20 protein-coding genes are annotated in these 23,073 nt (G+C 69.2%); 10 read left to right on the top strand and 10 right to left on the bottom strand.

Annotated elements, in window-relative coordinates; translation table 11 throughout:
- Window positions 1–133 precede the first annotated feature (133 nt).
- Both E9998_RS23785 and E9998_RS23780 read left to right on the top strand, forming a co-directional pair.
- The gene (locus E9998_RS23785) at window positions 134–1,813 is read left to right on the top strand and encodes a serine/threonine protein kinase (RefSeq protein ID WP_136532239.1); all 1,680 of its coding nucleotides are present in this window, start codon (window positions 134–136) and stop codon (window positions 1,811–1,813) included.
- Window positions 1,798–2,733, top strand: a complete 936-nt coding sequence (locus E9998_RS23780; protein ID WP_136532238.1) for a hypothetical protein — start codon at window positions 1,798–1,800, stop codon at window positions 2,731–2,733. The genes E9998_RS23785 and E9998_RS23780 overlap by 16 nt, the downstream gene beginning before the upstream one ends.
- A 34-nt stretch (window positions 2,734–2,767) precedes the next feature.
- Here E9998_RS23780 and E9998_RS23775 read toward each other — a convergent pair whose 3' ends face one another.
- The 5 genes from E9998_RS23775 to E9998_RS23755 all read right to left on the bottom strand — a co-directional run bounded on the left by E9998_RS23775 (window position 2,768) and on the right by E9998_RS23755 (window position 6,765).
- Window positions 2,768–3,040: a hypothetical protein gene (locus tag E9998_RS23775; protein ID WP_136532237.1), complete on the bottom strand. Its 273-nt coding sequence runs from the start codon at window positions 3,038–3,040 to the stop codon at window positions 2,768–2,770.
- Window positions 3,037–3,711: a hypothetical protein gene (locus E9998_RS23770; protein ID WP_136532236.1), complete on the bottom strand. Its 675-nt coding sequence runs from the start codon at window positions 3,709–3,711 to the stop codon at window positions 3,037–3,039. The genes E9998_RS23775 and E9998_RS23770 overlap by 4 nt, the downstream gene beginning before the upstream one ends.
- 929 nt (window positions 3,712–4,640) lie before the next feature.
- A complete protein-coding gene (locus E9998_RS23765; RefSeq protein WP_136532235.1) occupies window positions 4,641–5,339 on the bottom strand; it encodes a hypothetical protein in 699 nt (232 codons plus the stop codon).
- A gap of 20 nt (window positions 5,340–5,359) precedes the next feature.
- The gene (locus tag E9998_RS23760) at window positions 5,360–6,340 is read right to left on the bottom strand and encodes a hypothetical protein (protein WP_136532234.1); all 981 of its coding nucleotides are present in this window, start codon (window positions 6,338–6,340) and stop codon (window positions 5,360–5,362) included.
- An 11-nt stretch (window positions 6,341–6,351) separates the two neighbouring features.
- A complete protein-coding gene (locus E9998_RS23755; protein WP_136532233.1) occupies window positions 6,352–6,765 on the bottom strand; it encodes a WXG100 family type VII secretion target in 414 nt (137 codons plus the stop codon).
- A 509-nt stretch (window positions 6,766–7,274) separates the two neighbouring features.
- On the opposite strand from E9998_RS23755, the gene E9998_RS23750 reads away from it, so the two are divergent.
- Entirely contained in the window at window positions 7,275–8,789 is a 1,515-nt protein-coding gene (locus E9998_RS23750; protein ID WP_158299970.1) for a S8 family serine peptidase, read from the top strand.
- A 115-nt stretch (window positions 8,790–8,904) separates the two neighbouring features.
- Here E9998_RS23750 and E9998_RS23745 read toward each other — a convergent pair whose 3' ends face one another.
- Together E9998_RS23745 and E9998_RS23740 are read right to left on the bottom strand one after the other, a co-directional pair.
- Entirely contained in the window at window positions 8,905–10,152 is a 1,248-nt protein-coding gene (locus E9998_RS23745) for a WXG100 family type VII secretion target (protein WP_136532231.1), read from the bottom strand.
- A gap of 46 nt (window positions 10,153–10,198) precedes the next feature.
- Window positions 10,199–10,780 carry a hypothetical protein gene (locus E9998_RS23740; protein ID WP_136532230.1) on the bottom strand — a complete coding sequence of 194 codons (582 nt, stop codon included), beginning with the start codon at window positions 10,778–10,780 and terminating at the stop codon, window positions 10,199–10,201.
- Window positions 10,781–11,204: 424 nt separating this feature from the next.
- Between E9998_RS23740 and E9998_RS23735 the strand changes: the two genes are divergently transcribed.
- Both E9998_RS23735 and E9998_RS23730 read left to right on the top strand, forming a co-directional pair.
- A complete protein-coding gene (locus tag E9998_RS23735) occupies window positions 11,205–11,495 on the top strand; it encodes a WXG100 family type VII secretion target (RefSeq protein WP_158299969.1) in 291 nt (96 codons plus the stop codon).
- Window positions 11,496–11,547: 52 nt separating this feature from the next.
- Window positions 11,548–11,814 carry a WXG100 family type VII secretion target gene (locus tag E9998_RS23730; protein ID WP_204745626.1) on the top strand — a complete coding sequence of 89 codons (267 nt, stop codon included), beginning with the start codon at window positions 11,548–11,550 and terminating at the stop codon, window positions 11,812–11,814.
- Between the two features lie 171 nt (window positions 11,815–11,985).
- Here the strand turns inward: E9998_RS23730 and E9998_RS23725 are convergent, their stop codons facing one another.
- Window positions 11,986–13,218 (bottom strand): S8 family peptidase, encoded by a 1,233-nt coding sequence (locus tag E9998_RS23725; RefSeq protein WP_158299968.1) that lies wholly within the window; start codon window positions 13,216–13,218, stop codon window positions 11,986–11,988.
- A gap of 253 nt (window positions 13,219–13,471) precedes the next feature.
- On the opposite strand from E9998_RS23725, the gene eccE reads away from it, so the two are divergent.
- Complete coding sequence (gene eccE, locus E9998_RS23720; protein ID WP_158299967.1) at window positions 13,472–14,728, top strand: type VII secretion protein EccE; 1,257 nt, start codon at window positions 13,472–13,474, stop codon at window positions 14,726–14,728.
- Window positions 14,725–16,422 carry a hypothetical protein gene (locus E9998_RS23715; RefSeq protein WP_136532225.1) on the top strand — a complete coding sequence of 566 codons (1,698 nt, stop codon included), beginning with the start codon at window positions 14,725–14,727 and terminating at the stop codon, window positions 16,420–16,422. The genes eccE and E9998_RS23715 overlap by 4 nt, the downstream gene beginning before the upstream one ends.
- 59 nt (window positions 16,423–16,481) lie before the next feature.
- On the opposite strand, the gene E9998_RS23710 is transcribed toward E9998_RS23715, so the two are convergent.
- The gene (locus tag E9998_RS23710; protein WP_136532224.1) at window positions 16,482–17,522 is read right to left on the bottom strand and encodes a flagellar basal body-associated FliL family protein; all 1,041 of its coding nucleotides are present in this window, start codon (window positions 17,520–17,522) and stop codon (window positions 16,482–16,484) included.
- A 282-nt stretch (window positions 17,523–17,804) separates the two neighbouring features.
- Window positions 17,805–18,536, bottom strand: coding sequence for a hypothetical protein (locus E9998_RS23705; protein ID WP_136532223.1), 732 nt, complete (start codon window positions 18,534–18,536; stop codon window positions 17,805–17,807).
- 539 nt (window positions 18,537–19,075) lie between these two features.
- On the opposite strand from E9998_RS23705, the gene E9998_RS23700 reads away from it, so the two are divergent.
- The 3 genes from E9998_RS23700 to rpmA all read left to right on the top strand — a co-directional run bounded on the left by E9998_RS23700 (window position 19,076) and on the right by rpmA (window position 22,446).
- A complete protein-coding gene (locus E9998_RS23700) occupies window positions 19,076–21,547 on the top strand; it encodes an Rne/Rng family ribonuclease (protein WP_136532222.1) in 2,472 nt (823 codons plus the stop codon).
- Window positions 21,548–21,865: 318 nt separating this feature from the next.
- A complete protein-coding gene (gene rplU / locus E9998_RS23695) occupies window positions 21,866–22,165 on the top strand; it encodes a 50S ribosomal protein L21 (RefSeq protein ID WP_030144752.1) in 300 nt (99 codons plus the stop codon).
- An 11-nt stretch (window positions 22,166–22,176) separates the two neighbouring features.
- Window positions 22,177–22,446, top strand: coding sequence for a 50S ribosomal protein L27 (rpmA, locus tag E9998_RS23690; protein WP_136532221.1), 270 nt, complete (start codon window positions 22,177–22,179; stop codon window positions 22,444–22,446).
- Window positions 22,447–23,073: the final 627 nt, after the last annotated feature.

Raw genomic sequence — 23,073 nt, 5'->3', positions numbered from 1 at the left:
CATCGGGACATTCCGGCTCCTCCGACCGATCCCCTCGTGTCACTGGAGCCAACGACATCATCGGAGTGTCAGCCGTGTCCGATCACCCCCGCCGCCCCGCGGCACCCCCGACCGACTCGCGGAAGGACCCGGCGTGAACGCGGGCACGGTCGTCGGCGGCCGCTTCCGACTCGACGAGCGCCTCGCGACCGGCGGCATGGGAGCCGTCTGGCGCGGCTGGGACCTGCGGCTCGAACGCCCCGTCGCCGTCAAGGTCCTGCGCACCGACCTCGAGGACGAGCACCGGCCCGTCGACCGCTTCACCCGCGAGGCCACCACCCTCGCGAAGCTCACCGGCACCGGCTACGTCGAGATCCACGACTTCGGCGAGACGGAGGTCGACGGCGAGACCGTCCTCTTCATCGCCATGGAGCTCATCGCCAACGGCTCCCTCGGCCGCCGCCTGGACCGGTGCGGCACCCTCAGCGCCCGCGAGACCCTCAAGGTCCTCGCCGAGGCCGCCGCCGCGCTCGACAAGGCCCACCGCCTCGGCGTCGTCCACCGCGACGTCAAGCCCGCGAACCTCCTCATCGACGACGACGGCCACGTGCGCGTCGTCGACTTCGGCATCTCCCTGCTCGAATCCGGTTCGCGCCTCACCCCCTCCAGCGCGGTCTTCGGCACCCTCGACTACATCGCGCCCGAGCAGCTGCGCCGCGGCGCCGACGTCACCGGCAGGGCCGACGTGTACGCCCTCGGCGCCGTCGCCTACGAATGCCTCACCGGCGCCCCGCCCTTCGACGGCGCCGAAGCCGCCGTCAAGATGCACGACGTCCTCTGGGAGGACCCGCCCGCCCTCCCCGACGCCGTCGACCCCGAGACCGCCGCGATCGTCATGCGCTGCCTGCGCAAAGCTCCCGCCGAGCGCTTCGACTCCGCCGCCGACCTCGCCGCCGCCTGCCTCGCGGCCCTCGGCGAACCCGGCGCCGACCTCGACACGGCGCTCACACCGCCGCCCGAACGCGTGCAGCCCGAACCTGCCCAGCCCGAACCCGAGGCTGCCGCGACCGAACGCGCGAAGCGCCGCCGCCCCTGGCTCCTCCCGATCGTCCTCGTCGTACCCGTCGCGGTCGCCGGCACGGTCATCACCCGGCCCTGGCAGTACCTCCCCGACGCCGAGGCCGCTGGCCAGAACCCGACCACCGCCGTCGAGCAGACCACCGAACCGGACACCACCGGCCCCGCCACCACGTCCCCCACCATCGAGTCCACCACCAGCGCAGCTCCCGAACCCCAGCCCGGCGGCGACGCGACCCGGACCGAAGGCTCGGGCGACTCCGCCGGATCAGAGGACTCGGGCAGCACCGGCGACACCGACCCCGACGACGAGGGCCCGAACCTGCCCGGCAGCGGTGTCCACCGCGCCCGCCAGGCCGCCAGCGGCCTGTGCATGACCTGGGGCCCCGAACCGGGCAACGAGGACCGCAGCGTCATGGTCCTCGGCGACTGCTCCGACACCGAACCCGACCTCAATTGGGTCGAGTCCGGCGGCGCCTACGAGATCGAGATGCGGCGCAGCGACTGGACGCCCTGCCTCACCGTCGACGAGGGCGGCACCGAGGACGGCATGCTCCTCGGCATGGACGGCTGCGACGGCCTCGACGCCCAGACCTGGGTCCTCGTGCCCGCCGGGAACGCCTTCCAGATGCGCACCGAAGCCAGCGACAGCCTCTGCCTCGCCGTCCTCAAGTCCTCCGACGCCGACGAAGGCGACGCCCTCGCCCTCCAGAACTGCAACGCCTCCGACGCCAAGCAGCAGTGGACGATCCTGTGAACGAAGCGCACCGGCCGAAGCCGCGACCGCACTTCGACCACCCGGGCGGCGACCACTCCTGGACCGCCAACTACCCCCGCCCGGTCCTGTTCATGACGGCGCTCCTGGGCTTCCTGGCCGCCGCGGGCCCGCTGACGGCGATCGCCGTCGCGAACACGATGAGCCCCTCCCCGGCCCGCACGGCCGCCGTCTTCGCGCTGCCCGCCCTCTCCCTCTTCGCCCTTGTCGGCATGATCCAGCTCTTCAAGCGCCGCAACGGCGGCCGCGCCCTCGCCTTCCTCCTCTCCCTCGCGCCGCTCGCCGCATTCGTCTTCCTCACCTCCACCGGAGCGATCGGCGTCAACGAATACGAGGCGTTCGACTCGTTCCTCAGCCTGGTCGCCATGTTCGCGTTCCTCGTCGCCGGCGCGGTCCAGCCCTTCCGCAAGGAGGGCCGCGACTGGCTCGCGAAGCCCCTGGGCCACTACCAAGGCGAAGGCGACGAACTGCGCACCCAGATCCCCTTCCCCCTCGCTCTCGCCCTGGCCGCCCTGTGGATCGGCATCACCGCCACCCTCATCGGCGCCCCGCTGCTCCTCGCCGACCCCGCAGTCCTGACCGGCCTCGCCCGACCCGATCTCGACACCGCCCGGCAGATCCTCTGGACCCTCCTCCCCTGGGCGCTCCTCCAAGCACTCCTCTGCCTGCTCATCGCCCACCGCAACAACACCGCCCGCCGCCTGACCGCCGCCTCTGCCCTCCTCGCCACCCCCGCCGGTGCCGCCCTCGGCCTCCTCGTCTGGCAATGGACCGGCTCGAACACCCAAGGCGCGGCAACCGGAGCCCTCCTCGCCGCCGGAGCACTCACCTGCTGGATCCTGCTGACCCACAACGCCAGCGCCGCCTGGTGCACCGAGCCCACACACCCCCACCACTCCTGACCGCCGGGCAGGACCCCTGCCCGGCGGCGGGCCGCTAGCCTGAGCAATGCCTGGTGACCGACGCCCAGACGCGAGTCGCCTCGGTGATGATGCGATCGGCGTGCAGGTTCGCCCATTCGACCTGGAGCGGTGCGGCGACCCGCAGGCCCGGTTCGCCCGTGTCGAGGCGGATCACCGAGCCGAGCACCTCGGACTCCTCCCACGGATCGGCGAGCGTGACACGAAGCCGCGCTTGCGGAACGATCGCGGCGAAATGCAGGCGCCGACCGTCCACGAGCACGGTCGCCACGAAGGAATCGAAGCTCATAGGGCCACCTCCCGGAGGCCGTAGGCGGCGTCGAAGTGCCGCTCCCATTCCAGGACGAACGCACTCATCGGTGCGGTGCGGTGTCCTCCTTGCGAGGGCACCCCGCTCAGCGGCCCCGGTTTCGGGAGCTTCGACCCGACCGGTTCCACCACTTCAGGTTTCGACCCGCGCTGCTGCGACCCGCCGGGCGCCGGACGCTTCGGCGTCGGCCGACTCGGCGCGCCTACCAGCTCCAGCACGAACGAGAGCAGGACCCGGATCGCCAGCGCGATCCGTTCGGCGAACCCGACGGTCTTGACGTGGTGGGCGAGGTGCAGCGCTGCGGAGTCGGCGATGAACGAGTTCCAGGCGTCTTCGCGCAGCCTCCCGAAGTCGTACCGCTGAGCGTCATCGCCGCTCCAGCCGTCGTCGTCCCGGTACCGGGTGCGCGGCGGCGGGCCGTCGCCGCCGCGACCGGACCCGGGTGTGGGCCTTCTGTGTTCGGCCCCTTCACGAGTGAACCCGGAGTGCGGAGCGCCCTCGCCCTGGGGTGGATCGGGCAGCTCCCCGCTCCGGTGCCTCCCGGTCCGCCGGTCCCGATACCAGCCGAAGGAGCCGAACGGCCCGGGATCGAGCGGGTCGCGGAGGCGGCTAGGACCGGCGCCGAACTCCATCGAATCGATGTCGAACACGATCTTCGGGCACGGCGAATCAGCAGGCCAGCGCCCGAGTGAACCCCCGGAATGCCTGTTCCCAGACAGCCCGAAGGCAGGTATGGTCGTAACTGCCACAGGAGGAAACTCCCTTGGTGCAAGGGCCGCCCGGTGGGCTTCGGTGACCAAACTTCAGACCACCGGGCGGCATGTGTACTTGAACCGCGGGTCCATCTCCGAGGAGGTGGGCCCGCGTTCATCATGTTGAGGCCCTTACCCGACCTTTGTCAACCCTCGACCACGGCGTGTCACCAACTCCAATCAGGACACTGCCATTCGGTTCGTGGCAGTGGCGCTTTAGCCTGGTGCGCAACCCAACGCGCCGATCGCGCGCGATCGCACCCCGGGAGGACCCCCGAATGGCCTCGGAGCCGGCACCCTCGAAGCGCCCCAGGCTCGGATCATCTTGCAGCGCGAGGGGAAACGCCCCCTACCTGTGCCGCGGCAGGTACTCGTAGCCGACGACTTCCTCAGAGTTCACCCGCGGTCTCGCTGCGAACCACCCCGGCTTTGGCACCGCCCCCGCTGACCATGCGCCGCCGCACCGGAGCGTTCATACTGGTGCTCGCGCTGCTGCCTGCCCTCGGTGGAGCAGGGTCCATCGTCTAGAGCCTTGCGCAGGAGCGCCGCGAGGCCCACCTCATGGACCTCAGCCGCACCATCGCGCTCGACCTCTGCGACCCCGACCGCAGGTCCGCCGTCGAACACGCCTGGCCCACCGCCACCATCGAAACCGACCCCGGCTGGAGCCCTTCGGTCCCCTTTTTCGCTTGTAACAGCTCTACTTCCACCCCAACGCCATCCCCACCACCGAAGCCCCCGACCGCACCCAACAGGCGACAACCGCACTACTCGACCCCCTGGACCATTACCCCCTCGCCCTGATCTCCTAATCGCACCGACTCCTGCTACCCGTTGCGGCGCGCGATCGCGCTGTCCCTGATATCTTCGGCGACTTCGAGATTGACCGCCTCGAACTGCTCGAACGCGGTGCTGAACCTGTTCCACTCCTCGTCAGTGGTCGAGTCCTCCATGCCGAAGCCGATGCGGAGGTCGATGGTGATCTGGAGGTTCTCGTACTGGAAGATCGAGATCATCTTGCCGCGGTAGGTCCCACCCTGCATCCGATCCTCTCCTTCGACAGTCTTGGTCGTATAGTTCAGGATCGCCCAGTCCCATCCCTCAAGCTGCGTCTTCTCCGGGACCTCGGCGAGCTCCTCCTCGGTGAGGAAGCAAAATCCGACACAGTCGAAGTCGATTGAGATCCAGAGGCTGTGCTCGATCACGACCGCCAGCAGCGCACTGCATTCCTCGCTCTCTTCAACGCAGAGGTCGTCGAGGTCCGGTTCAGTACCACAGGTGGAGAAGTCCTCGTTGGCGACGCCTAGGTCCGCCAGCTTGAAATCCACGAAGGGCCTGTATACGAAGTCTTCGGCCATGATCGAGTTGTACGACGTAATGTCGATCTGCTCGCATTGATCTAGTATCGCAAGGAGTGGCGGCGGTTTCGCGTCGTCGGAATCGAGTGCTGCGATGGTGATCGTTGATCCGACTATCACCGCGAGGGCGAGGGCGAGGGTTAGGCTGAGGCCGATCCTGCCCTTCATTCGGTCAAGGAAGCTGTTCATCAGAAGAGCGATTCCACTTCCGGCAGGGTCAGGTCTGCGAGGGGGGTTGTCGCGATTTCCTGAATTAGCTCGCTGATTTGGGACTCTGCATTGTCAAGCGCCTGGTTGAACCCATCGAAACTCTTGCCCGTCTGGGTGCTCAAAGCTTCCAGCACCGACTCAGGCTGCGCGATTCCGTTCTCCTCGTTGGTGGTCTTGGTCATGTCCACCAGGTTTGTCACAGCTTCGACGCTTCCGATCGGATCGGTTTTGATAGCGGTTGCGGCTTTCAGCTCTTTGGCGAAGTCAGAGACCTGGGTGATGCTGAACGCCATGGACCTCTCGACATCGTCTGCGATCTGCTTGAGGCCCTTGACCGCCTCCAGCACCTGGGAATAGATGTCCTGACGCGTGGTCAGGAGGATGCCGTCGTAGAGCATGAAGTGGTTGTTGAGAAACGATGTGGTGTTCCAGACCCAGGTCAAAGCACGTTCGATCTTCAGGATCGCTCGGCTCCTCACTTCTCTGGCCAGCTCCGAGTCCCAGTTGTCCTCGCCCAGGTCGGTGACGACCGTACCGATCACGCCTCGAAGGTAGGCTTCCGTGGAGTTCCATTCGAGGTCGCCGAGAGTGTTCGACATTCGACGCAGCCAGTCCTCGAAGTCGGAGCGGTCCTGTTCGTGAATCTCCTCGACGGCAGTTCGGATCTCTGCGATACGAGAGCCCGCGCCGCCAGCGATTCCCTCCGCCGTCTCCTGCGCGGTGGGCGCCGGGATCGAGAAGACATGTCCGTTGTAGCTCGCCATCGGATGGCCGTCGGTCATGCCCATGAGACCCTTCAGGATCTCGGCGAAGGTGTTCTCATCGTCCTTGAGCTGGTACACGATCTGCGCATGTGCGTAGGCCTTCTCAAGTTCGAGCCAAGCCGAGTCCCAGACGTCTGGCGAATAAGTGCCGGGCAGATCCTCGAAATTGGGTTCTTGCACGCCGATGTTGCTCATGCCATGCCCTCCTAGTACACCGTGATGCGGTTGCCGTCGGGATCGGTGCCCATATCGATCCCTCCGTCGGGCGACGGCGGTTGCACCAGTGGCCGACTCGCCTCGTTGGCCGCGTACGCCTCGGCGTCGAACTGGTTGAGCTCCTGCATAGTCTCTTCGTCGGCCGTCTCGTACTTGTCCGCCTGCTCCTTGATCCTGGTTCCGAGCTCGTCGAGATTCTCGACCAGCGCGTAGGCGAGCTGTTCTAGGACCGATTTCAGGTCGGACCAAGCAGTGACGAAGGCGGCCTCCGAGCTGGTGCCCACGGATGCCGGCGAAGGTGTCGTCTTGACGCCGGCGCACGCGCTCTCAAGGTCTTCGGAGATGCCGCACAGCGTGCCGCCGGCGAATCGAATCGAGTCGGGGTCGGAGACGAGGTCAGACATGAATGGGGTCCTTCATGTTGGGGGAACGATTGGTTCACGGTGCTCATCGTGAGCGGTCCGCTCCTGGGCGAGTCTCTGCTTCGCCTCGCAGCGAGGGTTCGCGGGAAGACTGGGTGGCGAACCCTTCTGCCAGAAGGGGCGGATCTGCGGAAGGCCTCGGGCGCCGTCGATCGAGGTGAAACTGATCGTAGCGAGACCACTCCGCTACCGGTGGTCCCGAATCGATCTCGTGCAATTCCGCAACCGTATCGTTACAAACTCGCCTGAACCATTGCATGGAAGACTTCTCGCTCGAATCGGGTTCTGACGATCACCATGATCATGGGCAGCCTTTGAGCCTCGGCGGATCGATGCGTCCAAGCTGTCAGTTTGCTGAGCGAGTGCGATGCTGTCAGCATCCGCCCTGGTCGGGGCGGCCTGCGGGACATGCGGGTTCGGAGAGGGTCCGGTATCTTGTGGGGCAGAGCGGACAGCGCTGTAATGACAGGCATACGGAAGGGGTCCACCCCATGGCAACACCTCTCACGCCGAGCCCTCCGAATCCACAACCCGCGCAAGCCGAGTCGAGGCACGGAGCGCGCACCGCGATCAGCGCCGGACTCATCGCGGTCGCCGCCGCGGCCGCCGTCACCACGACGCCCGGCATCGCGCTCGCCCAGGACGACACGCTGGCGCAGGACAACGCCTGGGCCACCGACCTGATCGAGGTTCCGGCGGCATGGGAGACCACCAAGGGCGACGGCGTCACCGTCGCGGTGATGGACACCGGCATCAACAAGCACCCGTTCTTCGAGGGCAGGGACATCCTGCCTGGCTACACCGTGTTCTCGGATGAAGAGGACGCCTGGAACGACCTGGACGGGCACGGCTCCGCCGTCGCCGCCGGCGTGCTCATGACGGCGCCCGAGGCCACGATCCTCCCGGTCCGGCTCGACAGCGGCGACGCAGGATTCGGTGGGGCGCTAGGGGACGCCGAGTTCGACGCCTTCCGCTGGGCGGTCGACAACGGCGCGGACGTACTGGTCGTGCCCTGGTCGATCGTCGGTGAACGCGACAGCTTCACCGGAGAGCATCTCGAAACCCTTCAGTACGTCATCGACAAGGGCGCGATCATCGTCGCCTCCTCCGGCAACGACCCGTCCCGCGATGTCATGTACCCGGGCTTCGTCCCAGGGGTGCTTACCGTCACCGGGACCGACAGCAGCGGTGAGGTCTGGTTCGACAACACCACGGTCGGCCCGGAGGTCGAGGTGGCCGCACCGGCCGACGCGATGGTCGCCCCGGTGCCGCAGGACAGCGCCTCCGGCAACTCCGAGCTGTACGTCGACGTCACCGGCGGTACCTCGATGGGGGCCGGACTCGTCGGCGGCGTGGCCGCACTGACCTGGTCGGCTCACCCCGATCTCGATGCGAGCAACGTCATCCAGCGCCTGATCCAGACCTCCGGCGACGGCGACGGCAGCCGGAACGACGACTCCGGTTACGGGCTCGTCAACGCCGACCAGGCCGTCAATGCCGAAGGCGTCGAGACCGTCGAGGAGAACCCCCTCGGATACCCGATGGGCGAGGCCGGGGCGAGCGGCGCGACGCCCGACGACGAAGCGACCGACTCTGCGGAGGAGGAGACCGGCCCCGGTACCTCGTCGGCAGGACCCTCGGCGGTCGGCGCCGAAGGCAGCAAGGAGTCCAACCTCTCGACCGTGATCGTGATCGCCGCCGCCGTCGTGCTCGTCGGGGCCGCGATCGCCGTATGGCTGGTGCTGCGCGGGCGCGGCCGGAAGTCAGCGGCCGCAGCGCAACCCGGAGCGTTCGACTCCGGCGCCCCCACCGGCTACCAGCCGCCGCCGACTCCCCAGCAGCAGTACGGACCTCCGCAAGGCGGCCCCCAGCCGGGCTACGGCGCTCCGCCGCCGGGACAGCAGGGCTACAGCAGCCCGCCCCGCGGCCAGCAGGGCTACAACCAGCCGCCGGCGGGGGAGCAGCAGAGTCCGCCCTGGCGTCCCGGCGATCCGAACCGCCGGTGAACCAAAGGGCCCCAAGCGTTAGCGCATGGGGCCCTTCGCTTCGAACCTGAATCCGAGAACGGAACGAGGGGCGGATGGCCAGGCCATCCGCCCCTCGAACTACGTCTGGTCGCCGTCAGTCCTCGTCGTCGAGTTCTTCCTGCGCCACGTTGTTGCGACCCCACTCGACGTCGTCCTCGCGGAGCCACGTCTCGCGCGTGTAGGTGTCGTCGTCGTCATCGTCGGCGTATCCGGACCGGGTGCCGCCTCGCGGGTTGTTGCCGCTGCCGCCCCTGATCGCGCTGCGGCTGGACGAGGAGAGCCCTCGGCCCTGGTTGCCGCCGCGACCGCTGGAACCGGAGCTGCCGGAGCGGGCGCCGTTCGTACCGCCGGGCTTGGTGTTCGTCGCACCCGCACGGGCCGGGCTCGTGGTCGAGCCGCCGCGACCGGGGGCCGATCCCGCTGCGCTGCCTGCGGCGGGGCCGAAGAGGCCCGTGCTCGCGCCGGTGAGGCTGCTGCTCCCGCCGAAGCTGGGAGAGCCCATCCCGGGTCCGCCGCCGGTGGGCGTGTAGCCGGTGGCGCTGGCCAGACCGCCGATGTCGGAGTCGATGTCGCCGTACGAGCCGGGGTTCCAGGAGTTGTCGACCGGGTCCAGGTCGTCGGAGTTCACCAGACCGTCGCCGTTGGTGTCGCCCGCGACGGAACCGGGCGCGCCCGGGCCGTTCCCGCCGACGTACCCGGGGGTCGTCAGCGTCCCGTCGGCGAACACGCCGCCGGTCGGAGGCTGATACGAGCTGTTGCCGGGCAGGTCGCTCGGGGGCGGGGGCGGGGGCTCACCGAAGTCGGTCTCCTTCGCCTGCGCGTACACGTCCCCCAGGTCCGCGACGATCTTCGCGAGCTCCTGGTGCTTCGAGTCCAGCTCGTTCAGCCACTCCTGCTCCCACTGCGGCTTCTTCGAGACCGCCTCGGGGTCGGAGGAGGGGACGTTCTTCTTGCTCTCGACCCAGTCGTCGTAGTCCGTCTCCAGATACGCCGGGTTCAGCGACTCGGAATTGGTCTGAGCGGTCCGCAACGAGTTGGCGAGGTTGGGGATCTTGAGCTCCCCGACCGACTTCATGCCGTTCTCGGACTCGACGCTGTACTGCTTGATGACGTTCATCCGACTCTCGAATTCCTCCGAGGCGGCGCCGGTCCACTGCGTGCGCAGGGTGCTGACGTGGGTGTCCAGCTCTTCGCGGGCGGCCTTCATGCCGCTGGCGGCAGAAGTCCAGATGGAACCCGCGCGCTCGACGGCCCAGTCGTTGCCGGCGTGGAGCATGTCCCACAGCTGCTCATGGGTGTACGAGCTCTTGTAAAAGTCTTCGCCTTTGCCTTTGGCGACCATCTTCGGCTCCTTCCTTGGGGGTCAGGTCTTCAGCGACGGAACAGGGCTAGAGCATCGGGGGCTCTTCTTCGCCCTCTTCGGTCGCCTCGCCGTCGGTGCCGGCGTTGCCGTCGTTCTCCGAGCGCACGTCCTCGACGTCGGTCTGGGTGATGCCGCCGTTGTTGTTGAACTCGTTCTGGACCGTGCCGAGGTCGTCCGAGACGTTCCCGTCGTTCTCCAGGTAGCTTGTCTTGATGTCCTGGCTGACCACGCGCCCGGTGTCGAGCCCGTGGTAGACCCGGTCGAGCTGCTCGGCCCGGGTGGGGTAGTAGACCGTCCGGTACGCCTCCTGGAGCTCGACGGCGTCGTCGAAGGTGCCCAGTTGCAGGTTGACCGCGTCCACGTCCTGGAAGGCGGCCATGCTGAGGTAGTCGTTGTTCCAGTTCTCGCGAACGCTGACCACGGTGCCCTGCATCAGCTTGTCGCGGAAGAGGCCGAGGTCGCTGATGGTCGTGTCCATCTTCGAGATGAACTCGTCGAACGACTCCTCGGTCATCTGGAACGTCTGGCCGGTGGAGTCCGTCACCGTGTAGAGCTTGGTCTGCTTGCTGTAGCTCGCACTGGCCATGTCCTCGGGAAGCAACGTCATCACCTCGGTGAAAGTTCAGGTTTGTCTGGGGGTATCGACCTGGGCCGCTCGGCGATGCGCGACGGGCACGGCCGCTCGATATGTGCTGCATCCAGCATAGCGAGCCGGGACCACCGGGCCCTCGCAGGCCGCTCGACCCGGCGCGACCGGCAGCCGCCGGCCGGACCCGTTCCGTCGCACGGGTGATCGCCATTGTCGCCCGGTCGCCCGATCGGGGGAGGGAGCCCAGCAGAGCTGGCACAAAGTGGGGATACACGCGGCTTGTGACGCCCAGTAAACTCAGAGACGCACCGCCAACCCGGTGAGTTTGCACGGACGGGTTATGGTGACTGCGGAATCGATCAAAAACTCACTGGGATACCCCTGACGGCCCCGCGCCGCAGCCCCGGTTTATCACTTGGAGGTGAACATGGCCGGTGTCGCAATGGACACAGAGACAGTCGCTCAAGCCGCGACTGACACGGTCAACGCCAAGCTCTCGGTCGACGGCAACCTCGACCGACTGAAGGCCCTTTGCGACGAGCTCGCCGCTTCCTGGTCCGGCCAGGGCGCGACCGCGTTCGCCAACGTCATGATGGCGTGGGACGCCGAGGCCGCGAAGCTCCTCGATGCCCTCCAGGACATCGCCGACAGCCTCGACTCCTCCGCAGCGCTCCAGGCCGAGCAGGACGCGGAGTCGAACTCCGAGTTCGGCGCCTTCGACGGCGAGCTCTAGCCCACAACCCCCGACTCAAGGAAAGAGGTGAACCATGTCCGGTCGCATTGCAATGAGCTACGAGGAGCTCGACGCCGCCACCGCTGAGATCGCGTCGCAGTCCGGCGAGATGACCAGCACGCTCGCTGACCTCCGTACCCAGCTCGACGGTATGGACTGGGAAGGCGGCGACAAGGCAGCCTACGAAGAGGCCAAGGCCCAGTGGGATGCCGCTTACGAGAAGATCAACGACATTCTCGAAGCCGTCGGCCGCGCCGTCAACAACGCGAAAGAGCGCTACCAGGAAGCGGAAGCCGCGAACACCGCGCGCTTCGCCTAACGGCCTCGCAGCTCAGAGACACTCGAAAACCCGGGCAGGTCCAAGGACCTCCCGGGTTTTCGCGTACCCCCGGGCGGTCATGGGGCCCAGCGCACCGAGCCCGCCGGGAACCCGGACACGGAGAAGGGGCGGGGCCTGCAGGCCCCGCCCCTTCGCGGTCTCAGCCGCGCCTCAGTCGCTCGCGAGCTTCACCGGCAGATTGTCGGGCTTGCGCGTGCCGGGACGCCAGCCCCGCTTGCGGCCCTTGGGAACGATCTTGCGAAGGACCAGCACCAGGGTGACCAGCAGCAGCGAACCGCCGACGCTCGCCCAGGCGATCGTCTTCTCGAACGCGAGCGGGTCGTAGTCGACGTTGATCGCCGCGATCGAAGACGGCTCGCTCTGCGGAACCTCCTCCGAACCGCCCGACTCGTCCTCGTCCGGCGCCGCCCACAACGCGAACGGGTCCTCGTCGCCGAGCGGCGTCGTCAGGGCCCCCGCGACGTTGAGCACGCCCTGCCCGAGGTAGATGCTCGGCGCACCCGGCGGGTGGATCGCGGTCTCCTTCAACCGGTGCTCGACCCAGCTCGGCGTGATGTCCTTCCCGTACTGCGCCTTCAGAAGCGCGGCCGCACCGGCGACGTAGGGAGAGGCGAAGCTCGTCCCGGACTGCTGTGAGACCCAGCCGCCGCCCGGATACGGGATCACCACGCCGTCTCCCGGGGCGACCAGATCGAGGTGCTCGCCGTAGTTGGTCTTGGGGTACCAGTTCCCGGCCTGGTTGTGCGCCCCGACCGCGATCACCTCGGGGTAGTTCGCCGGGTAGTACGTCGCCTTGTCGGCAGGGAGGTCGGTCAGGTCCATGTTGAGGGTGCCGTTCCCGGTGGCCGCCACGATCACGACGTTGGCCTCGATCGCGCGCTTGACGGCCGCCTCCAGCGGATCGGTGTCGGGAAGCGCGATCGAGATGTTGATGACGCTCGCGCCGTTCGCGACCGCGTCGTCGATGAGGCTGGCCACCATGTTCGACTTGCCGAAGTCCGCGCCTTCATCGCTCACGAAGGCGCGCATCGGAATGATCTCGGCTTCGGGCGCGACACCGACGAACTGCTCGCCCTGCGAGGTTCCCGCGGCGATCGCGGCGACACCCGTTCCATGGAAGTACCCGTCGCATCCCCCGTTCTTCGTGGGGTCGTAGACGTCCCAGCCTTCCAAGATCCGGTCGCCGAAGACGTCGGTGCGCGTGGCCTCGACTCCCGAGTCGATGATCGCGATGATCACCGGATCGCCCGAGTCCTTGAAGGTGCCCCGATTGACCTGGTGCGCCTCTTCGAGGCCGATGAAGTCGCCGGCCCAGTCCTTGGAGGTCAAGGGGTCCTTCTCGCCGGAAGCGGTCTCACAGGTCTTGATATCGTCGCCGGCCATTTGATCCGTGGTGAACTCCGCATGGGCCGGAGTCGTCGCCAGCAGGACCGTTCCCGCCGTCGCCATTGCGACGGCGACGGAATAGAGGGGAATACGCGGGAGGATTCGCACCCGCACAGTCTAGCCCCGCAGCGCCAGCGGGCAGGTCCGCCCGCATTCGGCCCGGCGACACGGCAAGGGCGGGGGACCAAGAGGTGGACTCGTCCGCATACGATGGGTACGACCACTCACCTTCACGATGGAGACGTCGCCAATGACGATGCTTCAGGCGCAGCAGCAAGCTCGCGGCACCGCGTCCGTGCAAGCCCAGCAGAGCGGCGGCCCGACACCCGGCGAGTCGGTCGTGTTCACGACCAGATCCTCCGGCCGGCTCGGCCCGCTCACGGTCGCGCAGCTCATCACCGTCGAACTCGCGCTGGCCGCCGCTTTGACGTGCCTCGCCTTCGGGATGATCCCCGCGGCCGCCGGAGGCGGCGTCGCGCTCGTCGTCCTCATCGTCGTCTTCTGGCGCAAGGGCGACTACTGGTGGTACCAGACCTGGCCGCTCAAATCCCGCATGAAGCGCCGCATCCGCGCCCTCGACCCCGAGCAGCTCACCGAGGTCCTGCACCGCATCGCACCCGACCTGGGCATCACCGGCATCGAGGACCGCGACGAGAACGTCGGCATCGGCCACGACAACGGCGGCTGGTTCTCGGTCATCGAGATCGGCACCACCGACGAGGGCACCAAGGCCGTCCCGCTCGAACGCCTCGAACGGCTCTTCGACGAGACCTCCGTGCCCGTCACCGCCGTCCAGCTCATCGGCCACACCACCCCGGTCGGCTTGAGCGCCTACGACAACAGCCCCGCCTCGCGCTCCTACCGCGAACTGCTCGGCGACTACCCCGCCGTGGTCCACCACAAGGCCTGGCTCGCCGTGCGCCTCGGCGCCCGCGACGCCCGCGAGGCCACCGCCGAACGCGGCGGCGAGGTCGACGGCGTCTACAAGGCGCTGGCCTCGACCTCGCAGCGCGTCAGCAAGCTGCTCGGCAATGTCGGCGTCCCCAACCGGATCCTCGACGCCGAGGGCGTGCGCGAGGCCGTGCAGCAGTCGCTCGGCGTGGCGTTCGCGCCGGTCCCGGGCGAGCGCACGGCCGAGGAGTGGAGCCACTGGTACGCCGACGGCCTGCGCCACGTCGCCTACCGCATCACCCGGTGGCCCACGGACGCGGTCGCTCTGCACCGCACCGTGGACGCGCTCTCGGGCATCCCGGCCGCGTTCGTGACGGTCTCGACCGTGGTCACCGCCGGCACGAACGGCAAGGTCAACCCCGACGGCCGCGTCACCGGGCGCCAGCTCGGCGTCGAGGGCATCGTCCGCCTCGCGCTCGACCAGGCCTCCTGGGAGTCGGCGCAGAACCAGCTGCTCAACGTCGCCGACCAGCTCGGCGTGCGCCTGCAGCGCCTCGACGGCGAGCACGGGCCCGCCGCCTACGCATCCGCCCCGACCGGAGGAGGACCCCGATGAGCGACCGCGGCAACGGCAACGTCTACGGCGGCGGGACCTACCAGGGCGGCACCTATCAGGGCGGCTCCTACCGCTCCGGCCGCCACTCCGACGACGAGGAAGAGCAGCCGCAGGGCGCCGACCAGCGCCGCAATGTGGACGACGAGGACTCGGGCACCGTCAAGGTCGCACGCCAGGGCGGCCAGACCGGTTCGGCCCGCCCGCCCGCACCGTCTTCGCCTCCGCAGGGCGCCGTCTACGGCCAGGGCGGACAGCAGGCACCCACCGGTCAGCAGGTTCCGACCGGGCAGCAGAACCCCACCGTCTACGGGCGTCCGCCCGAGAACCCCGCCTCCGCGCGCCAGGGCCAGCCCCCCGCCGCGCCGCCTGCGCCTCCGAGCGCGCGCACCGGCGCGCAGCCGCCCGCGGGCGCGAGGACCGGCGCCCAGCCGCCGCGCCCGCCTTACGGGGGCCAGGCGCAGTCGCCGCAGCAGACGCCGCGTCCGCCCGAGATGCGGCAGACGCCGCCCGCCGGGCAGCCGCAGGCGCCGCAACCGCCCGCGCCGCAGCCGGTCTCGCAGCAGCAGCGCCCGCCGCAGCCGCCGGCGGGTCCGCCGCCCGGGATGCCGTCGGCGCCCCCGAACCAGTACGGCCAGCCGCGCCGCCCGCCGCAGCCCGTGGCCCCGTCGCAGCCGCCGATCGCCCCGGTCTCCGCGGCGCCGGTGTCCGCGCCGTCGATCTCACCGGTCTCGGTCCAGCCCGTATCGGCCAGTCCGATCTCCGGGCAGCCCATGTCGGGCAGTCCGGTCTCGGGGCAGCCGTACTCGGCGCAGCCCGCGTCGGCCCAGCCCTACTCGGGGATGCCGTACTCCGGCGCGGCCCCGATCACCGGCGGCCCGATCAGCTCCCTGCCGACCTCGGCGGGCCTGTTCGGCGTCGGCTCGGTCTCGGCGGGCCCCACCGAGGGCACCGTCTACGGCCTCCCGGTCACCGACCGCGCGGTCGAGACCGCCTCGGACGCGGGCAAGGCCATCGAGTCGGTCAGGTCGAACCCGCAGATCCCCACGGCCCGCGCCCTGGAGCTCATGACCTCCGCCAGCCCGCCCTCGGGCCTCGTCATCGGCCGCGACGCCGAGCAGCTGCCCGTGGTCGCGCCGTTCTTCAGGCCCGAAGAGACCCGCATCAACCTGATCGGCGGCGTCTACCTGGCGCGGCTCCTGGTCTTCCGCGCCCTGGCGATCGGCACCCGCGTCGCGGTGTGCACGACCCGCCCGCAGGAGTGGAACGGCCTCGGCGAGACCGCCACCGGCCGCGGCGACCGGCTCGCCGTCCTCCACGGCGACCAGCCGGTCACCGTCGAGGCCAGCCAGCACTCCCCGGCCCTGTACGTCTACGACGTGGGCGAGCGCGGCTCCCAGACCAAGCCGGTCCTCGGCCCCTGGCGCACGCAGCTGACGGTCCTCCCGCGCCTGACGAACTTCGCCGACTCGCTCACCGGCGAGGCGCACATGACGGTGCTTCAGCGGCTCACCGCCGAGGAGGCCCAGGTGGCGCGTTCGGCCATCCGGGTCAACCAGGAGGTCCTGCAATGGCTCCAGATGCTGCACGACGACATGATCGCCATGCTTCGCAAGGGCCAGAAGGAGCGCTACCTGTGGTGCTCCCCGACCTCGATCGAGTCGCAGATGTTCGGCGCCCCGATGCGCACCTACTGACCGACTGCACGTGAAAGGGGCGGGGCCGAACGGCCCCGCCCCTTTCCGCATGTCTCACGTCAGCTCTCGGCGCGCCAGTTCTCCAGGTACGTCGCGGCCAGCCCGGCCGCGAGGTCCGTCAGGCCCTGCTCGTCCAGCTCGGCGTCCTTCGCGACCGACAGCCGCACCACCATGTAGACGTTGTCGTCGTGGACGTGGAGGTGGTAGTTCGAGGTGCCGTCGGCGACCACCCGGGCCACCGCCGCGTTCTCGTCCCCGACCTCGGGGGCGGGGTCGACCGCGGTCCAGGCTTCGCCCAGCTCGCCGATCTCACGGGTGCCGAGTTCGAAGTTGACGCTCGCCTTGGCCTCGGTGTCGAAGACGGTGCCCTCGATCTCCAAGAGCGCCGCGGCCTTCTCGGGCTCGCCGTACGTGAGGGAGCACGACTGCACCCAGCCGCGGCTCTTCTCCTCGCCCGCGGGTGCTTCAACGGGTTCGGCGCCGTCGACGACCGCTTCGAGCGTCGTCCTGTCGATCAGCGAGCACGGGGCCTCGCTCCCGGCGTACGTCAGCCCCTCGGCGGCGGCCTGGCCGGCGTCCTCCTCGGCGGGGCGGTTCATCCACCACCAGGCGCCGCCGCCGACGAGCGCCAGCACGAGGATCCCGATGAGGATCTTCGGGATCGGGCTGGACTTGCGGGCCCGGCTGCGGACCTTCTGGAAGTCGGAGCGGCGGCGCGGCTCCTTCGGCATGTAGCCGAGGCGCCCGATCGTCGTGGTCTCGGCGCCGCCGCCCCAGTCGCCCTGCGACCGGTCGTCGGCGAACGCGGCCTCCTCGAACGGCTGGTGGGAGCCCCTGGACGGGGCGCCCTCGGGGGCGCGCTGAGGCGAGGCGGGCGTGCCCGAACCCCGCTGGTCGCCGCGCGGCGAGGAGCCCGGGAGCGGCCCGGTCTGCGCCGAACGCGGCGGCTCGGCGCCGGTCTGCGGCGAGTACTGCTGCTGCGGGGACTGGTACTGGCCGGGCTGCTGTCCCCGACCCGCGCCGGGTCCGCCAGCGGAGGGTCCGCCCGCGCGGGGTACACCGCCGCGCGTTTCGGGCGAGGGCCGTCCGGCCTGCGGCATCTGATGGCGGCCGGTCTGTCCCCGGTCGTAGCCGCCCTGGTCCTGCGGGCTCTGCCCGGCCGAGTACGAGGGCCCCGGGCCCTGGCGGTCCTCGGGCGGCCCGCCCTGCGGTCGACCTGCTCGCGGCCGCCACTGGCCTTGACCGGATCGCGACCCGTCCTCGGGCTGCTCGCCATATGCCGGGCCAAAGGGTGAATTGCCGCTCACAATGATCCTCCGCGAATGATTCCCGGCGTGTCGACTTGACGCCGCGGTAGTCACGGCCAGCTTAAAGGGGGCCGCCTATTTCCCCGCCCGGGGGAGCGCGTCGACGAGGCCCGCGCCCAGATCCTCCGTCAATCGCCCCACATCTCCGTCTTTCGGGGCCGTGCCGGTGAAGAAGACGTTGAGGCTGATGGTGGCGTTCGCCTCCTGGGCGTGCAGGCGCACCTCGGTCTCCTCGCCCTCGGCGATGGTCGCGACCGCCGCCTGCTCCCCGACGCCTTTGGCCGAGGAGGTCTCGTGCCCTTCCGAGGCCTCGAACTCCAGCACGCCCGCGTACGCGGCCCGCGCCTTCGAGGGGTCCTCGTAGACCTGCACCGTGGCGAACACTGTGACCAGCCGGTACGCCTCGTCCCCGGCGTACTCGGCCGAGTAGGTGCAGTCGAACGTGCGCACCTTCTCCTCGGACCGGTCGGCGGGGTTGCGCGCCTGCTCGGAGTCGGCCCACGGCGCCAGGAGCTCGGCGTCCACGACCAGTTCGCACAGGTCCGCGATCTTCCCGCCGTCCACCGACGGGCGCTCCTCGTCCATCCCGGAGGCCCAGAACAGCGCCGTCCCGCCGCCGGCGAGGAGGACCGCGACCACCGCGAGGGCCCATCCGGCGCTCGCGAGCTGCCGCAGCCGGTCCGCACCGCGATGGCGCCCCTGGTAGGTGGAGGGCTTCCCGTCCGCCCGGGGCTCCTGGGACTCGTCCGAGTCGATCACCTGGAGTGCGATGGTGTTCGTCCTTGCTTCAGTGGTCGCTGCCGACACGCCGGTTCACAGCCTATCGAGTGCCTGCGACACGGACCACGCTCCGACCGTGCCAACCACGAGGAGTCGTGTTTTCTCACCCGTTCGTGCTGTTTCTCGTACACCTGTCCCGAGCCTGCGCCGAAGGCGTCCTCGCAGGTCGCCGCACGCGATCCCGACGACCCGGCACTGAGAGGCACGGCACCGGCTTTCCGTCCCGCTCGGCGAATGACGCAGAGTGTGCGATACTCGACCTTGTCGCGCCGCGGTTGTACGAGGTGCGACCCGAAGATGTCCTGTCCGCGCCCCTCACGACGGCGACGGACTTGACGACTCGGCTGGGGGCAGAGGTGTTTCCCCAGTGCGAGTTGAGGCTTTCAGTGCGGCCCGAACGGCATGAACTCAGCGCCGGAGCAAGGCTCGCCAGCCTCCAAGGCGAAGCGAGCCGGATGCCGGCCTCGTCAGGTCGGGAGGACCGCACTCAGATGCCGCGCCCGTGCGGCAGCGGACGCACACCGCGTCACGCGCCCGGGCGGCGGCTGGAATGGAGATAAATTCGTATGCGCGAGAACGAGCCGCGCGAACAGGTGCCCGTGGTTGCGGTCACCTTCATGGCTCCCCAGAAACCCAAGAACGACGAGCCGGCGGCCGAGCCGCCCCGCGCTGAGCGCTCACGCGCCGCCGCGACGCAGGCCGCGCCGATGTTCGCCCCACCGCCGAAGGCGCAGCCCAAGGCCGCCGAGCCCAAGGCCGAGCCGGTGAAGCGCGAGCAGCGCGACACCCGCGAGGACGAGCCCGAGCCGCGCCGCGGCCAGGCCAAGAAGGCGCAGGCCAGGAAGGCCCAACCCCAGCAGGAGCAGCCGCAGGCGCGCAAGCGCACCCGCAGCCGCTCCGAGAACCGTGCCGCCGAGTCCAAGGCGGAGCGGCCCGAGCCGAAGGCCGAAGAGCCCGTCGCCGAGGACTTCGACGACGACGAGTTCGACGACGATGACGACTCCGAGGCCGGCCGCCGCAGGCGGGGCCGCCGGGGCCGCCGCGGCCGCGGCCGCGGCAAGGGCGTCGACGGCGCCGCCGACGACGAGGGCGACGAGAACGACGACGAGGACCGCGAGTCCGACGAAGACGACGAGGAAGCCGGGACCGACGGTCCCGAGGTGACCCGCCGTCGCCGCCGTCGCCGCCGCCGCGCGGGCTCCGAGGACTCAGACCGGTCGCGTCCGGAGGAGTCCGAGGACGACGCCGAGGTCGTCGTCAAGGTCCGCACGCCGCAGCGCCGCACGTCCTCCAACGAGGAGGTCCGCGGTGTCTCCGGCTCCACGCGGCTCGAAGCGAAGCGGCAGCGCCGCCGCGACGGCCGCAAGTCGGGCCGGGGCCGCGTCCAGGTCGTCAGCGAGGCCGAGTTCCTCGCCCGCCGCGAAGCCGTCGAGCGCCAGATGGTCGTCCGCGTCCGCGGCGGCAAGGCCCAGGCCGCCGTCCTGGAGGACGGCATCCTCGCCGAGCACTACGTCTCGAAGTCCGGTGCCCAGGGCCTGGTCGGCAACGTCTACCTCGGCAAGGTCCAGAACGTGCTCCCGAGCATGGAGGCCGCCTTCGTCGACATCGGCCGCGGCCGCAACGCCGTGCTCTACGCCGGCGAGGTGAACTGGGACGCGACCGGCCTGGCCGGGAAGGCCCGCTCGATCGAGCAGGCCCTGCGCCCCGGCGACCCCGTGCTCGTCCAGGTCACCAAGGACCCGGTCGGCCACAAGGGCGCCCGCCTGACCAGCCACGTCGCCCTCTCGGGCCGCCACCTGGTCTACGTCCCCGGCGGCAACGCCTCGGGGATCTCCCGCAAGCTCCCCGACCGCGAGCGCACCCGCCTGCGCGCGGCGCTCAAGAAGCTCGTGCCCGAGAGCGCGGGCGTGATCGTCCGCACCGCGGCCGAGGGCGCCGGCCCCGAGGAGCTCGCCCGCGACATCTCCCGCCTCCAGATCGAGTGGGAGGAGATCCAGGCCAAGTCGAAGAAGAGCAGCGCCCCGGCGGTGCTCCACTCCGAGCCGGACGTGCTCATCCGGGTCGTCCGCGACGTCTTCAACGAGGACTTCAAGGAGCTCCTGGTGGAGGGCGACGAGGCCTACGACGAGATCCACAGGTACCTGGAGTCGGTGTCGCCCGAGCTGCTGCCGCGGCTCAAGCACCACACCGGCACGAAGGACGTCTTCGCCGAGATGCGCGTCGACGAGCAGCTGCTGAAGGCGCTGGACCGCAAGGTCTACCTGCCCTCGGGCGGCTCGCTCGTCATCGACCGCACCGAGGCGATGACCGTGATCGACGTCAACACCGGCCGCTTCACCGGCGAGGGCGGCAACCTCGAGGAGACCGTCACCAGGAACAACCTGGAGGCGGCCGAGGAGATCGTGCGCCAGCTGCGCCTGCGCGACATCGGCGGCATCATCGTCATCGACTTCATCGACATGGTGCTCGAATCGAACCGCGACCTGGTGCTGCGCCGCCTGACCGAATGCCTGGGCCGGGACCGGACCAAGCACCAGGTCACCGAGGTCACCTCGTTGGGCCTGGTCCAGATGACGCGCAAGCGCGTCGGCCAGGGCCTCATCGAGGCGTTCTCCGAGCCCTGCGACCACTGCAAGGGCCGCGGCGTGGTCATCCACACCGACGAGATCCTCGGGAACGGCCGCAAGAAGGGCAACGGCGGCGGAGGCGGCAACGCCAACGCCAACCAGGGCCAGCAGAACCAGGGTGCCGGCAAGAAGAAGAAGGACAAGGCCAAGTCCGGCCAGCAGGCCCAGCAGCAGCAGGGCCAGCAGAAGAAGCAGGACAAGGCCGAGGCCCCCGTGAAGTCGGCGGCGGCCGAGACGGCGAAGATCGCCGCCTCGCTCGACCACGTCCACGACGGGGACGACGACGCCCACGCCGAAGAGGCCGCGCACGAGCCGCGCGAGGCCGAGACCCCCGCTGCGGCGCAGGCCCACGAGGCGGGATCGGACTCCGGGAACGGCGAGGAAGCCGGAACCGGGACGGCGACGGACTGAGCCGGACGGGCGCCGCGGACTGTGACGTCCGCGGCCCCCGACCCGGCCCGATGCCTGAACCAGCGGGTACATGACGTACCCTAGTGAGCGGCCTATAGAGCCCTCAGCTTTTGACCCCGTCAGCGGGGATGAACGCGGAGCTCGATCGGCGGCCCAGCCGCGGCGACGTTCAACGGAGCCGGGGGTTGGCGGTCACGGTGAAGCTTGCGAACCGGCGACCGGCATGGTGCGCTAGCACCGCGAAATTTGACAGACACCGTTCCCCTGCGGGGAACTCATTTCCCCGCACCGGGGAGGACCCAAGGAGACCGCGTCGACATGTACGCAATCGTCAAGACTGGCGGAAAGCAGTACAAGGTCGCCGAAGGAGACGTCCTCGAAGTCGAGAAGCTTCAGGGCGCGCCCGGCGACACGCTTACGCTGCCTGCGGTGTTGCTCGTCGACGAAGGCACTGTGGTCACCGACGCCTCCGGCGTCACGGTGAGCGGTGAACTTCTCGAGCACACCAAGGGCCCGAAGATCAAGATCCACAAGTACAAGAACAAGACCGGCTACCACAAGCGACAGGGTCACCGCCAGCCGTTGACCCTCGTCAAGGTCACCGGCATCACCAAGTAAGGGGTTGGACAATGGCACACAAGAAGGGCGCATCCAGCTCCCGCAACGGGCGTGACTCCAACTCGAAGCGACTTGGCGTCAAGCGCTTCGGCGGTCAGCACGTGAGCGCGGGCGAGATCCTCATCCGTCAGCGCGGCACCAAGTACCACCCGGGCGACCTCGTCGGCCGCGGCGGCGACGACACGCTCTTCGCCCTCGCCGAGGGTGAAGTGCTGTTCTCGCAGAAGCGCGGACGCAAGCTGGTCAACATCGTCCCGACCCCCACCGAGGTCGCGGCGTAAGACCCGAGCGGCAACGCTCACCGGAACCAGGGGGCCGGGCCCGTCGAAAGACGGGCCCGGCCCTTTTCCGTACCCGCCTTCGGCACCGCCGGCCGGCACCGGCATCCGGACCTCTCCTATAAGTACCGAGCGTTCACCGTCGAGCCCCTCGGATGTCGTACCCCTCCCGTACGTTCGGATCAGGACCCCGCGACGACGGAACCTCGCCTCCACCGGAGGAAGGCCGGCGCCCCGAACCGCGGATCGGATTGCGCCGCAGCGGTATCACCGCAGCTCAATTCGGTCGCGAGCGGAAAGGGGACCCCCCTGTTCTATGCCCTCAGAAGGCGTGTAATGTTGTCTTTGCCCGCGGGGGAACGGAACAGCCGAAAAGGCCTGGTCCGGAAGCCGCCGGAGACCAGCGACAGACTCATTGAGTCAGGCGCGGTCCGGAAGCTGAATCGCGGGCGTCTCTGAGACTCACAAGAGGCTCGATCGAGTGTGACACAGGTTAATCGACCTAGAGTTTGCACAGCGATCTGAGACTGTTAGAGTTGCGAGGTTGCTCCGGCTGAGGCCGAATCCCTTAAGTGGATCGAACTTGGTTATGGCGTGTTGTTTGAGAACTCAACAGGGTGTTTGGATGGT

This window comes from Glycomyces paridis, from assembly GCF_004912155.1.
Lineage (GTDB): Bacteria > Actinomycetota > Actinomycetes > Mycobacteriales > Micromonosporaceae > Glycomyces > Glycomyces paridis.
The sequence above is the reverse complement of the archived record's forward strand: the minus strand, read 5'-3'. Positions and strand labels throughout refer to the sequence as shown.

Bases quoted from the DNA above. Each gene is read 5' to 3' on its own strand.
- E9998_RS23775 (WP_136532237.1), bottom strand. From the start codon at position 3,040: ATGAGCTTCGATTCCTTCGTGGCGACCGTGCTCGTGGACGGTCGGCGC.
- E9998_RS23765 (WP_136532235.1), bottom strand. From the start codon at position 5,339: ATGAAGGGCAGGATCGGCCTCAGCCTAACCCTCGCCCTCGCCCTCGCG.
- E9998_RS23760 (WP_136532234.1), bottom strand. From the start codon at position 6,340: ATGAGCAACATCGGCGTGCAAGAACCCAATTTCGAGGATCTGCCCGGC.
- E9998_RS23755 (WP_136532233.1), bottom strand. From the start codon at position 6,765: ATGTCTGACCTCGTCTCCGACCCCGACTCGATTCGATTCGCCGGCGGC.
- E9998_RS23750 (WP_158299970.1), top strand. From the start codon at position 7,275: ATGGCAACACCTCTCACGCCGAGCCCTCCGAATCCACAACCCGCGCAA.
- E9998_RS23745 (WP_136532231.1), bottom strand. From the start codon at position 10,152: ATGGTCGCCAAAGGCAAAGGCGAAGACTTTTACAAGAGCTCGTACACC.
- E9998_RS23740 (WP_136532230.1), bottom strand. From the start codon at position 10,780: ATGACGTTGCTTCCCGAGGACATGGCCAGTGCGAGCTACAGCAAGCAG.
- E9998_RS23735 (WP_158299969.1), top strand. From the start codon at position 11,205: ATGGACACAGAGACAGTCGCTCAAGCCGCGACTGACACGGTCAACGCC.
- E9998_RS23730 (WP_204745626.1), top strand. From the start codon at position 11,548: ATGAGCTACGAGGAGCTCGACGCCGCCACCGCTGAGATCGCGTCGCAG.
- E9998_RS23725 (WP_158299968.1), bottom strand. From the start codon at position 13,218: ATGGCCGGCGACGATATCAAGACCTGTGAGACCGCTTCCGGCGAGAAG.
- eccE (WP_158299967.1), top strand. From the start codon at position 13,472: ATGACGATGCTTCAGGCGCAGCAGCAAGCTCGCGGCACCGCGTCCGTG.
- E9998_RS23715 (WP_136532225.1), top strand. From the start codon at position 14,725: ATGAGCGACCGCGGCAACGGCAACGTCTACGGCGGCGGGACCTACCAG.
- E9998_RS23710 (WP_136532224.1), bottom strand. From the start codon at position 17,522: ATGCCGCAGGCCGGACGGCCCTCGCCCGAAACGCGCGGCGGTGTACCC.
- E9998_RS23700 (WP_136532222.1), top strand. From the start codon at position 19,076: ATGCGCGAGAACGAGCCGCGCGAACAGGTGCCCGTGGTTGCGGTCACC.
- rplU (WP_030144752.1), top strand. From the start codon at position 21,866: ATGTACGCAATCGTCAAGACTGGCGGAAAGCAGTACAAGGTCGCCGAA.
- rpmA (WP_136532221.1), top strand. From the start codon at position 22,177: ATGGCACACAAGAAGGGCGCATCCAGCTCCCGCAACGGGCGTGACTCC.